The organism is Bordetella genomosp. 1, from assembly GCF_002261335.1.
GTDB lineage: Bacteria > Pseudomonadota > Gammaproteobacteria > Burkholderiales > Burkholderiaceae_B > Bordetella.
In genome coordinates, this window is the sequence record NZ_NEVL01000003.1 from 384,198 (window position 1) to 398,445 (window position 14,248).

A 14,248-nucleotide genomic window follows, 5' to 3' on the forward strand; every position below is an offset into this window, starting at 1 on the left:
GGCCGGGCGCCATGCATTAGCATAGCCACCCATCGCCACGCTCCTCGCCGCCGTCCATGCCGTATCTGATCTGGTCCGTGCCCACCCTGGTCGTCATCGCCGCCATCGCCAGCGGCCGCGTGTCCACGGTGACCGCGGCCGCGCTCGGCGTGCTGGCCGCGGTGCCGGTGGCGGTGTGGGCGGGGCCACAGGCCGGTTTCGCGCTCGACGGCGTCGTGCAGGCGCTGCTGCGCGGCGGCTGGATCGGCGTCACGATCGCGCCGTACATCCTGGGCGGGCTGCTGTTCTGGCAATTGGCGGCGCGGGCCGCCGCGCCCGAGGCCGCGAGCGCCATGCCGGCCGCGCACCGTCTGCCGACACGGGCGCGCCGGCGGCTCGTCTTTTTCGCCTGTTTCCTGGTCGGGCCGTTTGCCGAGTCGGCCACCGGCTTCGGCGTCGGCATGCTCGGCACCGTCGCCATGATCCGGCCACTGGGATTGGCGCCGCGCCACGTCATGATCTTCGCCCTGTTGAGCCAGACGCTCATCCCGTGGGGCGCGATGGGCAGCGGCACGATGCTCGCGGCGGCGTACACGCGCATGCCCGCCACCGATCTGGCGCTTTACGCGATGCCGCTGGTGGCGCTGCTGATGGGGGTGTGGCTGCTGCTGTTCTGGCGCACCGCGCGCCTGGCAAACCTGGGCGCCGCGCGCGGGGAGTACGCCGCGGAGGCCGGCTGGATCGCCGCCGCGCTGGCGCTGCTCGCGCTCGCCACCTGGCAGCTGGGGCCCGAGACCGCCTTGCTGGCGGCGTACGGCCCGCTCATCGTGTTGCGTTTTCTGGCCGACGAGCGCCCCGATGCGGCGCGGCTGCGGCAGGCCGTGCATGCGGCGCTGCCGTTCGTCGTGCTGATCGGGGCCTTGGTGCTGACCCGCATGCCGGCCGTGGCCGCGCGGTTGCGCCAGCCCGCGTTCTTGCCCTACGCCGATCTGCCGGCCTGGCAGCCCTTGTTTCACGCCGGCAGCTGGCTCGTCGCCGGCGGCGTGCTGACCGCGCTGTGGCGTGGACAGGGGCGCACCTTGCCCGCACAGGCGGCGGGCGCGTGGCGCACCGGCCGGAACGCGGTCTACACGGTCTTCCTGTTTGCCATGATGGCCGAGATCCTGACCGCTGCCGGCATCTCGCAGGCCTTTGCCCGCGGCATGTTCGAGGCCCTGCAGGCACAGGCGATCCTGTTCACGCCGGTGCTGTCGGGCGTGTTCGGCATCCTCGCCAACAGCGGCAACGCACCCAACAGCCTGTTCATGCCGTCGCAGGTGGCGCTGGCGTTGCAGGCCGGATTCAGCGTGCTGGCGGTGGCCGCGATCCAGCACGTGTCGGGCTCGCAGCTCAGCCTGTTCTCACCCGTGCGCATGTCGATCGCGGCCGGGCTGGCGCAGGGCGCCGGCCAGGAGCGTGCCGTTTATGTGGCGCTGCTGCCTTACGCGCTGGCGGCGGCGCTGCTGCTGACGCTGGCGGCCGGCGTGCTGATCGGGCTGGGCTGAGCGCCTGCGCACGCCCCGCATGCGGAGGCGGTTCAGACGCGCGGGCCCTTGCCGGTGGGCAGCGTGCCGGGCGTATCGTCCGCGGGCTTGAACACGCCGTCGCGGGAGTCGGCCGCGGGGCCGCCGCCCGCGGGCCGCGTGGCCCGATCCTCGTCCTCGTTGCTGCCCTTGTCCGAGCGCGCATTCGCGTCGGACAAGCCCTTTTGCACTTTGTCGGCGATGTCGACCTGCGGTTCGGAGGAGGGCTCGGGCGCGGCGGGCTGGCCGGGGTCGTTGCGGTCCTGGTCCGGCGGCGGGGCCGGTTCGGCGGCCGGGCCGCCTGGCTTGGGGTGGGTCATGGGGGGCTCCTGGGTTGCGGCGGTCGTCCGCCGGATGGGGTTGGCGTGCCGAGCGTTCAGGGTTCGTCGAGCGTCGACTCGCCGTCGCCTTGCGCCTGGGCAGCGCGCAGCACGCTGAATTCGCCATTGGATTCGATATACGCGCGCCTCACCTCGTCGAGCGTGGCGATGCCCTTCAGCCTGAGCTGCTCCATGAGTTCGGAGCGGCTCACGTGTTCGCGCCGCAGGCCCTTGACGTCGATGCGTCCGTCGCGCACCAGGCACACGCGGCTGGGCTCGAGCACGCGGCGCAGCCCGGGAAATCGATAGGTCGCGCGATCGAGCACGAAGCTCCATCCGACGATGGTGCACACGACGATCACGCCGTCGCCCAACGAATACGAGTCACCCGACATGGCGTTGCCGGCCGCGTCCGCGACCAGCACGAGCACCAGCATGTCGGCCGTTCCGAGCGAGCCGAGGTCGCGCCGGCCGGAAATGCGCAAGAGGGCGAACAACACCCAGTAGATGGTGGTGCCGCGTACGAACATTTCCAGGAAGCCGGCTTGAAGCGCAAAGATATCGACAAGCGATTTCATAGGGGGGTTCCAGTGGGACGTTGCGTGCGCAATCAACCCGCGAGGCCGCGCGCAGAGGCGAGCGGTGCCGCATCCGTCCTGTTGCGACCACGGGCGACGCGTTAGGCGAAGCAACTGGCGTGCCCATGCGCAAGGCGTTCGCGCCGGGGGGAGCGTCGGTGAGCATGGGCACGGCCGATGCTGGGCAGACCGCAGGCCGGGCGCGGGACAGCGCGCCTGATTGCACGGACTGGCTGAAACCACCGGCGCTGCGTGACAGTGCCACCCACGGAGATTCTCATGAAGGCACTTTGCTGGCAGGGCAAGCACGATATCCGCTATGAAACCGTTCCCGATCCCGTGATCGAACAGCCGCGCGACGCCATCGTGCGGGTCAGCGCCTGCGCGATCTGCGGCTCGGACCTGCATCTGTTCGATGGCTTCATGCCGGACATGCACCACGGCGACATCATGGGCCATGAGTTCATGGGCGAGGTGGTCGAGGTGGGGCGCGAATGCGGCGGGCTGCAGGTCGGCGAGCGGGTGGTCGTGCCGTTCACCATCACCTGCGGCGAATGCGATCAATGCCGGCGCGGCAACTTCTCGGTCTGCGAGCGCACCAATCGCAACGCCGACAAGGCGGCCAAGATGTTCGGCCACACCACCGCCGGCCTGTTTGGCTACACCCATCTCACCGGCGGCTACCCGGGCGGGCAGGCCGAGTATGTGCGGGTGCCGTTCGCCGACAGTACCCACATCAAGGTGCCTGACGGCCTGAGCGACGATCAGGTGCTGTTCCTGGGCGACGTTCTGCCCACCGGCTGGCAGGCGGCCGCGCAATGCGAGATCCGACCCGAGGACACGGTGGCGGTGTGGGGCGCGGGCCCGGTCGGGCTGATGACCGTGTTGAGCGCGCAACTACAAGGGGCGCGCCAGGTGATCTGCATCGACCGCGTGCCCGAGCGCCTGCAGATGGCGGCGCAGATTGGCGCCGTCACCATCAACTTCGAGGACCAGAGCGTGGTCGAATGCCTGCGCGAACTGACTGCGGGGCGGGGCCCCGACAAGTGCATCGACGCGGTGGGGCTCGAGGCGCATGCCACCGGCTCGCTCGACGCGATCTACGATCGCGCCAAGCAGGCGGTTGGCGCGGAAACCGACCGGCCGCACGTGCTGCGCGAGATGATTTATGTGTGCCGCCCGGCCGGCGTGCTGTCGGTGCCCGGCGTGTACGGCGGCATGATCGACAAGATCCCGTTCGGTGCGTCGATGAACAAGGGCCTGACCTGGCGCATGGGCCAGACCCACGTGCGGCGCTGGACCGACGAGCTGACGCAGCTGATCGCGGACGGCGAGATCGACCCGTCCTTCATCATCACGCATGAAGCGCCCTTGGCGGAGGGGCCCGAGCTCTACAAGACCTTCCGCGACAAGAAGGACGGCTGCGTCAAGGTCGTGCTGCGGCCTTGAGCGGCGCGCGCGGCCATTCCGACAGATGACCGATGGCGCCGTTGCCGCCATCGGCTTGACCAGGAGAGCGAACATGACGAAATTTACCAAGGACACCGGCGCCCACGTCCGCGACGACACCATCGTGTTCCAGATGGAGACAGGCGGCGTCGTGCGCGACTTCGAGATTTCCGGCGCGGTGCTGCGCGAGCATTTCGGCGCCGACGACGATACGCCGGCAGCGTTGCTGGCCGCCTTCGAACGGGGTGCCGATGAGCTGCGCGAGATCGGCAAGCGCAGCCAGTGGGTGCCCGCCGACGGCCCCATCGAGCTCGGTGCGGGCGACTTCGAAGCGCGCTGAGGCACGGACGCCATGCGGGCCACGGCCTGGCTCATCGGCGACGTGCACGGCTGCGACGCCGCGCTGGCAGCACTGCTTGCCCATCCCGAGCTGCAGGCCGATCCGGACTGCCCGCTCTGGTTCACCGGCGACCTGGTGAATCGCGGCGTGGCGAACGCGGCGACGCTGCGGCGGGTGCGCGAGCTCGGCGCGCGCGCGACGGTCGTGCTGGGCAACCACGACCTGCGTGCGCTCGCGATCGCGGCCGGCGCACTGCCGCCGGCGGCGGGCGACACCCTCCAGGATCTGCTGGACGCGCCGGATGCCGCGGCATTGATCGACTGGTTGCGCAGCCGTCCGCTGGCGTTGCGCGACGGCGACTACCTGCTCGCGCATGCGGGCCTTTATCCCGGCTGGGACGGGGAGGAGGCGGTGGCGCGGGCGGCGGAGCTCGAGGCCCTGCTGCGCGAGCCGGGCTGGCGCGCCCACATGCGTCGCCTCAGCCGCCGCACGGCCGGGCACTGGCGCGACCATGCCAACGGGCCGGACCGCCATGCCTTCATCGCGTGCGCGCTGACCCGCATGCGGCTGTGCGGTTGTGCGGGCGAGTTGCATTTCAGGGCCGCCGCCACCCCCGGCCACTGGCCGGCCGGCAGCATGCCGTGGTTCGACGCGCCGCGGCGCGCCGATCGCCGCCTGACGGTGCTGTTCGGGCACTGGGCCACGCTAGGCCTGATGGTCAGGCCCGATGCAATCTGCGTGGACACCGCATGTGTGACCGGCGGCGCGTTGAGCGCATTGCGCCTGCCGGACCTGAAGCTGGTGCAGGTGTCGAGCACGGCGGGCGGACATCCGGCGCACCCGGGCTGAACCCGACTTGCATGATGGCCAGGCGTGCGCAGGCGGGTGGCGCGGGCCCTCGCTCGGAGGGAGGGCCCGCGCCGGCGCATGTCAGTCGTCGCGGTCCGGCGTGGCGGCGGGGCGGCGCTCGGCCGCGCGTTGGGTGTCGGGACCGCCGGGCAGCGTGCCGTCGCGAGCCTCTCTTTCTTCGATCGCCTCGGCATGGTCGAAGCCGGTGCCCCGACGGCTCTGCGCTTGTGGCGGGTGGTCGATATCCGGGCCGCTCGCGTCGGCCGGCATCTTGCCGGGACGCAGGGCGCCTGCGTTGGTGTCGGGCTGGCCGGGCAGCCGGTCGGGTCGGCGGGTGTCATCGGGCATGGTTGGATTCCTCCGCATCGCGCTCGTTTCAGGAAAGCAGCGTCACCGGGCGCGTGGCCCGGCGAAAGTTGTGTGCGCAAGCATCAGCGCGTGTCGCTAGTGCCGCCCGAGCCGGACGAGGCACCCGAGCCGGGCATGCCGCCCTGGCCGGTGGAGCCCGTGGTGGCGCCCGAGCCGCCCTGGCTGCCGCGCGTGTCGCTGCCGCCCTGGTGCTTGCGGTCGGTGTTGGCGCCGTCGCGGTCCGGCCGCGCTCGGTCGGTGGGCTTGGGCTGGGTGTTGCCCACGCCCTGGTTGGCGTTGCCCGAGGCGTCGGACGGTAAGGATTGCCGCGTGCCGTCGTTTTTACCGGCATTGTTCTGGCCGGCGCCCGTGGCACCCGACTGGGTCGCGCTGCCAGCCCCGTCGGCCGCACCGGAGCCCGCCGCGCCCCCGGCGCCCTGGGCCTGCACCTGCGCCATGGGCCAGGCCAGCAGCAGCGCGCAACATGCGCCCGCCAGTTTTCGATTGTTAAACATGATTGGACCTCGCGATCGATTGGAACTAGAAAGGGACGATTGGGCCTGGGGGCCCTGCGGACGGGGTTTGCAAGCGCCATGCCGGGCAAGGGGCTTGCTGACGGGGCCCGTCCCCACACGGAGCGTGATATGGACCCGATTAAGAAGGCGTCACCCGTGATTCCCATCGTGGCGGCCGAAGCGCCCAGCCGGCCTGGTCGGCGCAACGTGCTCAAGGCGCTCACGCTCGGGGTGCCCGGCGCGTTGGCGCTGCCGGGCGCGCAGGCCCAGACCGCAGCGCCCGCAGGCGCTGCGGCCGCGCCGGCCGAGGCCGTGGCGGCGCCTTTGCGGTTTTTCAACGAGCGCGAGGCCACGCTGATGGACGCGATCGCGGCGCGCCTGATTCCGGCCGACGCGCTCGGCCCGGGCGCCAAGGAGGCCGGCGTCACGCGGTTTCTCGACGGGCAGCTCGCGGGCGCGTGGGGCGCCGGCGATCATCTCTATCGGCAAGGGCCGTTCGAGGCCGGCACGCCGGAGCAGGGATACCAGTTGTCGTTCACGCCCGCCGAGATGTACCGGCGCGGACTCGCCGCATTCGACGAGGCGGTGCGCAAGCAGGCCGGCAAAGCGTTTGCCGAGCTCGACGCGAAGGCGCAGGACGAATGGTTGACGGCGCTGCAGCAGGGCAAGCCCGACCTCGGCCCGCTGCCGGCCGCGGTGTTTTTCCAGGCGCTGCTCGAGGGCACCATGGAGGGCTTCTTCAGCGACCCGCTGTACGGCGGCAATGTCGACATGGTGGGCTGGAAGCTGGTGGGCTTCCCCGGTGCATATGCCAGCTTCTCGAACGATATCGAACGCCACGGCGTGGTGTGGCAGGGGCAGCCGGTGTCGATCGCGCAGGCGCGCGCGCATCACCATGCGCCCGGGGAGGGGCACGCGCCGCCTCCGGGCCAGGCACCCGCTGCGCAAGGAGGCCGGCATGGCTAAGACACTGCCCGCCGTCGATGTCGCCATCGTGGGCGGCGGCTGGACCGGCGCCATCATCGGCAAGGAGCTCGCCGCCAACGGCCAGCGGGTGGTCGTGCTCGAGCGCGGCGAAGCGCGCTGGCCCGCCGACGACTTCCAGGGCCCGACGGTGCACGACGAGCTCAAGTACACGCGCCGCCACGCGCTGCACCAGAACACCGCCACCGAGACCTTCACCTTTCGCAATCACGACGGCCAGAAGGCGTTGCCGATGCGGCGCTGGCAGTTTGCGTATCCGGGCACCCACCTGGGCGGCGCCGGCAACCACTGGTCGGGTGCCTACTATCGCTTCGATCCCACCGACTTCCGCATGCGCAGCCATTACACCGAGCGCTACGGTGCGAAGATCTTCGACGACGACCTCACCTGTCAGGACTGGGGCATCGGCTACGACGAGCTGGAGCCGTATTTCGACCGCTTCGATTACCTGATCGGCGCGTCCGGGGTGGCCGGCAATCTGCGCGGCCAGAAGCAGGAGGGCGGCAATCCGTTCGAGCCCTGGCGCTCGCGGCCCTATCCGAATCCGCCCATGAAGGTGCCCTATGCGCCGGCGCTGTTCGGCGAGGCGGCGCGCAGCCTGGGCTATCACCCCTACGTGCAGCCGTCGGCGCTCTGTACGCGGCCCTACGTCAACACGGAGGGGCTGCACATGAGCGCCTGCGTGTACTGCGGCTTCTGTTCCAACTTCGGCTGCGAGCACTATGCCAAGGCCTCGCCGCAGGTCTGTGTGCTGCCGGTGGCGCTCAAGCTCGACACGTTCGAACTGCGCACGGGGGCCCACGTGCTGCGGGTCGAGCTGTCGGAAGATCGCAAGCGCGCCCGCGGCGTGACCTATATCGATGCGGCCGGCACCGAGGTGTTCCAGCCGGCCGAGATCGTGGTGCTGTGCGCCTTCGGCATCAACAACGTGCGCCTGCTGCTGCTCTCGGGCATCGGCAAGCCCTACGACCCGGCGACCAACACCGGCGTGGTGGGCCGCAACTACACCCACCAGACCACCTCGGGCGTGAATCTGTTCTTCGACGAGAAGACGCACATCAACCCGTTCATGGGCGCGGGCGCCGTGGCGGTGACGATGGACGACTTCAGCGCCGACAACTTCGACCACGGCCCGCTGGGCTTCGTGGGCGGCGGCTATCTGCAGATCCAGGTGGTGAGCGGCGCGCCCATCGGCTACCACCCGGTGCCCAAGGGCACGGCGGCGTGGGGTGGCGCGTGGAAGGAGTCGGTGCGCCGCTACTACAACCATTCGGCCTCGATCACCATCACCGGTTCGGCGCAGCCGACGCGCGGCGGCTACCTGAGCCTGGACCCGACCTACAAGGATGCGTGGGGGCTGCCGCTGCTGCGCGTGACCTACGACTTCCCGGACAACGACATCCGCATGTCGGCCTTCCTGACCGCGCGGGGCGACGAGATCGGCAAGGCCATGCGCGGCGTCGTCCAGACCGAGCCGGGTCCGCGCAAGAAGCCCTTCACCGCAGCCGCGTATCAGTCCACCCACCTGACCGGCGGCGCGGCGATGGGCGCCGATCCGGCGACCAGCGTCGTCAATTGCTACGGACAGGTGTGGGACGTGCCCAATGTGTTCGTGACCGGCGCGGCGCTGTTTCCGCAGAACTCCGGCTACAACCCCACCGGCACGGTCGGCGCCACCGCTTACTGGATCGTCGACAAGATCAAGGCCGACTACCTGAAGTCGCCCGGTCCGCTGGTCACCTGAGGCCCACGCCAGGAGTGTTTCATCATGGCATCGCATCGCGGTATCACTGTGGCAGTGGCGCTGATGTTCGGCCTGCCCATCATCACGCTCATCGCCACGGCCTATCAGATGGTCGGCACGGGCGGCGACGGCCTGATCCTGCCCGCCAAGGTGGCGCAGCCGCCGGCCGTGGCGGCGCCACAGGCGTCCGGGGCGGCCGCGCCCGCTGGCCAGACGGCCTCGTCGGGGGCAGCCCAGGCCCCGGCGCTGCCGGCCGTGGTGGCGGCCGGCAAGGCCCCCGCCGTGCCGGGCCGCAGCGCGCTCGACTTCAGCACGCCGGGCCCGGCCTGGCAGGCCGGTCTCGCCAAGGGCGACATCGACGCGGGCAAGCGATTGGCGCGCGACGGCAAGCAGGTCACGCGCGATGGCAAGCAGCAGACGCCGGTGCAGGCCTGTGTGACCTGCCACGGCGCGGCGGGCATCACGCCGCTGGGCGGCGCGTTTCCGAACCTGGCGGGGCTCTCGCAGGAATACCTGGCCAAGCAGCTGTGGGACTTCCGCGAGGGCACGCGCCCGCATCCGCTCATGAGCGGGATCGCGAAGGCGCTGGACGAACAGGAGATCGCGGACCTGGCGCGCTACTACGGCAGCCTGCCCCATGCCGCGCCGGACGCGGACCGCGGGCCGGCGGCCAACTTTCCGCAGGCCGCGCGGCTCGACGTGACGGGCGACGGCCCGCGCGCCTTGCCCGCCTGCGCCAATTGTCATGGCCTGCAGGGGCGCGGCGAGGGCGTGCTGCTGCCGCGCCTGGCCGGCCAGCCGGGCGTGTATTTCGTCGATCAGATGAACGGCTTTCGCAGCGGCCAGCGCCAGAACGACGACGTGGGCGTGATGCGCGCGTTCGCCCAACGGCTCACACCGGAAGAGATCGTGGCGCTGGCGCGCTATTACGAGAGCATGGGTACGACGCAGCAGAATGCGGGCGCAGATAACCCGGGCGCGGCACCAGGGGCGGCGGGAGCGGCGCCTGCCGCAGCGGCGCCCGCCGCCGCGCGGCCCTGAGGCGCGCCGTCCTGTCATGGGGCGATGGTGTGATGGCGCAAGCGCGCCTTGTCCAATGACGCGGCGCTTTGGCGCGGGGCGCTGTCCGGCGCGGCGCTATCCAGCGCGGCGCTTTCCTCATTACACTGTCGCCCATTCATGAAACAGCGGATCACCACGATGCAACTCGACGACGCCCTCCACGAACAGATCAAGACCCTTTGCGCAGAGGGCGATGCGCACGTGGAGGCGGGCGAGCTCGACGACGCGCTGGATTGCTACGACGAGGCCTGGGACCTGCTGCCCGAGCCCAAGCAGCGCTGGGAGGCGGCGACCTGGATCCTGGTCGCGATCGGCGACACCTGCTTTCTGGCGGGCGACGGCGAGGCCAGCGCCGAGACCTTCGGCCTGGCGTTGCAGTGTCCGGGCGGCATCGGCAACCCCTTCATCCACCTTCGCCTGGGCCAGCTGGCGTTCGACGCCGACCAGCTCGATGCCGCGGCCGACGAGCTGATGCGCGCCTACATGGGTGCGGGCGCGGAGATCTTCGAGGACGAAGAGCCCAAGTACCTCGAGTTCCTGGGCACGCGCGCCCGGCTGTAGGCCCGCGCGGTCGGAAGGGCAGGAAGGCCGGGTGCGTCCCGGCCTTTGTCGTTGTGAAAGGTCGCGGCTGCGACGCTGCGCCTGTTGCGTGTGTCGCGCGTCTCGCCGGCAAGGCGGGCCGGGCGGCTCAGCGCCGGGCGGCGTAGCCCTGCAGGGTGTTGACCACGTTCACGCCGATATCGTCCACCATGTAGCCGCCCTCCATCACGAAGACCGTCGGCAGGCCGGCGCCGGCGATGAGCTCGCCGAGGCGGATGAAGTCGCCATTGGTGAGGCGGAAGTGGCTGATCGGGTCGCCCTCGAAGGTATCGACGCCGAGCGAAACCACGAGCACGTCGGGCGCGTGCTCCCGGATGCGGCCGAGGCCGTGCGCCAGCGCCTCGCGGTAGGCTTCCCATTCGGTGCCCTGCGGCAGGGGGTAGTTGGCCGTGTAGCCTGCTCCCCGGCCGGCGCCGGTCTCGCCCAAGTAGCCGGAGAAATACGGATAGCAGACGTGGGGGTCGCCGTGCAGCGACACGAACAGCACGTCGTCGCGCTCGTGGAAGATGTTCTGCGTGCCGTTGCCGTGATGGAAGTCCACGTCGAGGATGGCCACGCGCGCGGCGCCCTTGCTGAGCGCGCGTTCGGCGGCGATGGCGGCGTTGTTGAGATAGCAATAGCCGCCCATGTATTCGCGCGCGGCGTGATGGCCAGGCGGCCGACACAGGCCGAAGGCGCCCGCCTGCCCGGCCAGCACGCGGTCCATCGCGGTGAGGGCGACATTGGCGCTGGCGCTGACGGCGGCCCAGGTGCCAGCCGTGATGGGCGCGCCCGCATCCATGGCATAAAAGCCCAGCTTGCCATCGATGAAGCCCGGCTCCTCGTCGATCGCGAGGTCGCGCACCGGCCAGATCAGGGGCAGCGCGTCGTGGCTGCGGCCGGTCGCGGCCCATTCGGACCAGGCGTGTTCCAGGAACGACACGTAGCGCTCGCTGTGGGCCGCCACATAGCAGGCGCGGTCGAACGTGTCCTCGCGGATCACCTCGCCCAGGCCGCTGGCCCGCACCCGGGCCAGGATCATCTCGGCGCGATCCGGCGCCTCGAAGGAGGGCTTGACGGCGCCATCCTTGAGTTCGGAACCATGGTGCAGGCGGTGGTCGGGGCTGTAGACGGTGAGCATGGGGCGGGCAGGAGCGGGGTTGCGGGACCCGGAATGGTCGCCCACCGGCCTGGAAATGTCTTTGCTATATTCGCAGCCATCGCGCCTGTGGCGCAAAGACTCTCGCATCAAGGTTCGATATGAGCAAAGACTTTGCTTCCGAAACGCTCGACACGGTGGATCGTGCCCTGTTGGCCCGGCTTCAGCAGGACGGCTCGCTGTCGAGCTCGGCCCTGGCCGAGGAGCTGTCGCTCACCGTCACGCCTTGCTGGCGACGCCGCAAGCGCCTTGAGGAGTTGGGCGTGATTCGCGACTACCCGGCCAATCTCGACCGCCGCAAGCTCGGCTTCGACGTGCTGGCCTACGCCCAGGTGCGCTTCGGCGACCACTCCGGCGATGCCCCCGACCGCTTCGAGAAGGTGATCCAGGCCCTGCCGCAGGTGCTGGCCTGCCACAAGGTGACCGGGGAGGCCGATTACGTACTCACCGTCGTCGCGCGCGACCTGGAGAGCTACGGCCGCTTCGTCGAAGACGTCCTGCGCCGCCAACCCGGCATCGCCGCCATCCAGTCCAGCCTCGCCCTGCGCGAAGTCAAGGCCGAAACCCGCATCCCCGTCCTCCCCGACTGACCCCCGCGCCGCAGCCGCCCCAAACAAAGGTGTCAGACTGCAATTTCCCGGGCCGCGCCCCACAGAACAAAGGTGTCAGACTGCATTTTCTGAGAATGCATGCCGCCAAACAAAGGTGTCAGACTGCATTTTTCGAGTCGGCGTCCGCCCCAACAAAGGTGTCAGACTGCAATTTCCGCTGCGCCTCGCGGCGGGGCTTGTACGGCAAAAATGTAGTCTGACACCTTTGTTTTGGGGCGCGGAAATTGCAGTCTGACACCTTTGTTTGGCACCGGCGCCAGGCGGACGGCGGGCGTGCTTTCCTGGATCGGAGCCGCTGCCCGGGCGGAACAGGGTGTTCCAATTCTGTTGGTCTTGCCGGGCGCCGCGCCCCGGCGATACCCCGGCGGCGGGTGCGTGTTTTCGGTGAGAGTCGGAGGGATGCGTTACCCTTCCGACATTGCGTGCGCCGCACGGGCGATTTCGACCCGGCTGAGCGGCGCGCCAGGCGGCCGCGTGCTGCCCGCAACACCCACATCATCTCCAAGTTTTCGCCGTGACCGCTGTTACTCCGCAAATCCCCGCTCTTCCGCCGTGCGCCACCGTGCGCGCCACGGTGCAACTGCCGATCCGCCTGGAAGATGCCAGCGAAGCCTCGGCCGTCTCATTCAGCTTCGACGGGCTGGCCGATGGCAAAGAGCACGTCGCGCTGCGGTTCGGCACGCCGGGCGCCGTGCCGCTGGTGCGCCTGCACTCCGAATGCCTGACCGGCGACGTGTTCGGCTCGCTGCGCTGCGATTGCGGCCCGCAGCTCCAGGAAGCGTTGCGCGTGCTGAAAAAGGAGGGCGGTTATCTGCTCTACCTGCGCCAGGAAGGGCGCGGCATCGGCCTGTATTCCAAGCTCGACGCCTACCGGCTGCAGGAGCAGGGCCGCGACACCTACGCGGCCAACCTTGAACTGGGCCATGGCCTGGACGAACGCGACTACACGGCCGCCGCCCAGATGCTGAAGGCGCTCGGCGTGAGCCGCATCGAGCTGCTCACCAACAACCCCGACAAGCGCGCCCAGCTCGAAGCGCTGGGCATCGCCGTGGACGCCATGCGCCCGACCGGCGTGTTCTCCAGCGTCCACAACCTGGCCTATCTGCAGGCCAAGGTCGAACGCACCCGCCATCTGATCCAGCTGGACCAGGACGACTGGTAAGCACGGGCGCGCAGCCCGCGCCGTTCAGCGCATGGCCTCGGCCACCAGCACGTGCGAGCGCGCGCGCTGCGCCGGATCGTAGATGCGGCTGTCGATCATCAACTCGTCGGCGCCGGTGCGCGCCACCACGGCGTCGATCCAGGCGCGCACCTGCGCCTTGTCGCCGGCCACCGTCATGGCCAGGACCTGGTCCATGACCTGGCGTTCGTGCTCGTGCAGGCCGGCCACGTAGTTCTCCATGGGCCGCGGTAACAGGCCCATCCGGCCCATGTGCAGATTGAGCATCCACTGCCGATGCGAGCTGGCCAGGAATTCCGCCTCCTCGCGGGTGTCCGCCGCGAAGATGTTCGCGCCCACCATCACATACGGCTGCGCCAGCCACTTCGACGGCCGGAAGGTCTTGCGGTAGATGTCGACCGCCTGGTCCAGAAAGCGTGGTGCGAAGTGCGAGGCAAAGGCGAACGGCAGGCCGAACGCGGCGGCGAGCTGCGCGCCATAGAGACTGGAGCCCAGGATCCATACCGGCACCTCGTGGGTGCCGGGCACGCCGTGGGCGGCGCGCCGGCCGTTGTTGGCTAGGTAGTCCATCACCTCGGCCACGTCATCGGAAAACTCGGTCTCGGGCACGCCACGCCGCAGGGCGCGCACCGCCGCGCCCGCGCTGCCGGGCGCGCGGCCCATGCCCAGGTCGATGCGGCCGGGGTAGAGCGCGTTCAGGGTGCCGAACTGCTCGGCCACGGCCAGCGGCGCGTGATTGGGCAGCATGATGCCGCCCGAGCCGACGCGGAGGGTGCGCGTCGCCGCGGCGATCCGGTCGATGATGAGCGAGGTGGCGGCCGAGCCGATGCCGGGCATGTCGTGGTGTTCGGCGATCCAATAGCGCGTGTAGCCCTGCGGTTCGACCGCCTGCGCGAGCTGGGTGGATTCGTCGATGGCGGTGGCGAGGTCTTTGCCTTCGCCGATCATCACCAGATCGAGAATGGATAGGGCGGGCATGATGGGATTCC

At 69.9% G+C, this 14,248-nt stretch carries 16 protein-coding genes; 10 read left to right on the forward strand and 6 right to left on the reverse strand.

What is annotated here, in order from left to right; translation table 11 throughout:
- Positions 1-56: 56 nt before the first annotated feature.
- A complete protein-coding gene (locus CEG14_RS10220) occupies positions 57-1,523 on the forward strand; it encodes an L-lactate permease (protein WP_094826266.1) in 1,467 nt (488 codons plus the stop codon).
- A gap of 32 nt (positions 1,524-1,555) precedes the next feature.
- Here CEG14_RS10220 and CEG14_RS10225 read toward each other — a convergent pair whose 3' ends face one another.
- Positions 1,556-1,861, reverse strand: a complete 306-nt coding sequence (locus CEG14_RS10225; protein WP_094826267.1) for a hypothetical protein — start codon at positions 1,859-1,861, stop codon at positions 1,556-1,558.
- Between the two features lie 56 nt (positions 1,862-1,917).
- Entirely contained in the window at positions 1,918-2,439 is a 522-nt protein-coding gene (locus tag CEG14_RS10230) for a DUF421 domain-containing protein (RefSeq protein ID WP_094826268.1), read from the reverse strand.
- Positions 2,440-2,718: 279 nt separating this feature from the next.
- Here CEG14_RS10230 and CEG14_RS10235 point away from each other — a divergent pair, with 279 nt between their 5' ends.
- From CEG14_RS10235 to CEG14_RS10245, 3 genes are all read left to right on the forward strand, one after another.
- A complete protein-coding gene (locus tag CEG14_RS10235) occupies positions 2,719-3,888 on the forward strand; it encodes a zinc-dependent alcohol dehydrogenase (protein WP_094826269.1) in 1,170 nt (389 codons plus the stop codon).
- Between the two features lie 73 nt (positions 3,889-3,961).
- Positions 3,962-4,228 (forward strand): DUF1488 family protein, encoded by a 267-nt coding sequence (locus CEG14_RS10240; RefSeq protein WP_094826270.1) that lies wholly within the window; start codon positions 3,962-3,964, stop codon positions 4,226-4,228.
- Between the two features lie 12 nt (positions 4,229-4,240).
- On the forward strand, positions 4,241-5,077 hold the full coding sequence (locus CEG14_RS10245; protein ID WP_094826271.1) for a symmetrical bis(5'-nucleosyl)-tetraphosphatase: 837 nt from the start codon (positions 4,241-4,243) through the stop codon (positions 5,075-5,077).
- Positions 5,078-5,158: 81 nt separating this feature from the next.
- Here CEG14_RS10245 and CEG14_RS10250 read toward each other — a convergent pair whose 3' ends face one another.
- Both CEG14_RS10250 and CEG14_RS10255 read right to left on the reverse strand, forming a co-directional pair.
- Complete coding sequence (locus CEG14_RS10250) at positions 5,159-5,425, reverse strand: hypothetical protein (protein ID WP_094826272.1); 267 nt, start codon at positions 5,423-5,425, stop codon at positions 5,159-5,161.
- An 83-nt stretch (positions 5,426-5,508) separates the two neighbouring features.
- Entirely contained in the window at positions 5,509-5,940 is a 432-nt protein-coding gene (locus CEG14_RS10255) for a hypothetical protein (RefSeq protein WP_094826273.1), read from the reverse strand.
- 129 nt (positions 5,941-6,069) lie between these two features.
- On the opposite strand from CEG14_RS10255, the gene CEG14_RS10260 reads away from it, so the two are divergent.
- The 4 genes from CEG14_RS10260 (at position 6,070) to CEG14_RS10275 (ending at position 10,291) form a co-directional block, all read left to right on the forward strand.
- Positions 6,070-6,906: a gluconate 2-dehydrogenase subunit 3 family protein gene (locus CEG14_RS10260; protein WP_176461454.1), complete on the forward strand. Its 837-nt coding sequence runs from the start codon at positions 6,070-6,072 to the stop codon at positions 6,904-6,906.
- The gene (locus tag CEG14_RS10265; RefSeq protein WP_094826274.1) at positions 6,899-8,668 is read left to right on the forward strand and encodes a GMC family oxidoreductase; all 1,770 of its coding nucleotides are present in this window, start codon (positions 6,899-6,901) and stop codon (positions 8,666-8,668) included. Before CEG14_RS10260 ends, CEG14_RS10265 begins: the two co-directional genes overlap by 8 nt.
- Positions 8,669-8,692: 24 nt before the next feature.
- The gene (locus CEG14_RS10270) at positions 8,693-9,709 is read left to right on the forward strand and encodes a c-type cytochrome (protein ID WP_143277188.1); all 1,017 of its coding nucleotides are present in this window, start codon (positions 8,693-8,695) and stop codon (positions 9,707-9,709) included.
- 159 nt (positions 9,710-9,868) lie between these two features.
- On the forward strand, positions 9,869-10,291 hold the full coding sequence (locus CEG14_RS10275; RefSeq protein WP_094826275.1) for a hypothetical protein: 423 nt from the start codon (positions 9,869-9,871) through the stop codon (positions 10,289-10,291).
- 127 nt (positions 10,292-10,418) lie between these two features.
- On the opposite strand, the gene CEG14_RS10280 is transcribed toward CEG14_RS10275, so the two are convergent.
- Positions 10,419-11,450, reverse strand: coding sequence for a histone deacetylase family protein (locus CEG14_RS10280; RefSeq protein ID WP_094826276.1), 1,032 nt, complete (start codon positions 11,448-11,450; stop codon positions 10,419-10,421).
- Positions 11,451-11,569: 119 nt separating this feature from the next.
- On the opposite strand from CEG14_RS10280, the gene CEG14_RS10285 reads away from it, so the two are divergent.
- Positions 11,570-12,058 (forward strand): Lrp/AsnC family transcriptional regulator, encoded by a 489-nt coding sequence (locus tag CEG14_RS10285; RefSeq protein WP_094826277.1) that lies wholly within the window; start codon positions 11,570-11,572, stop codon positions 12,056-12,058.
- Positions 12,059-12,659: 601 nt separating this feature from the next.
- Entirely contained in the window at positions 12,660-13,241 is a 582-nt protein-coding gene (locus CEG14_RS10290; protein WP_256985778.1) for a GTP cyclohydrolase II, read from the forward strand.
- A gap of 24 nt (positions 13,242-13,265) precedes the next feature.
- Here CEG14_RS10290 and CEG14_RS10295 read toward each other — a convergent pair whose 3' ends face one another.
- The gene (locus CEG14_RS10295; protein WP_094826278.1) at positions 13,266-14,237 is read right to left on the reverse strand and encodes an LLM class flavin-dependent oxidoreductase; all 972 of its coding nucleotides are present in this window, start codon (positions 14,235-14,237) and stop codon (positions 13,266-13,268) included.
- Positions 14,238-14,248: the final 11 nt, after the last annotated feature.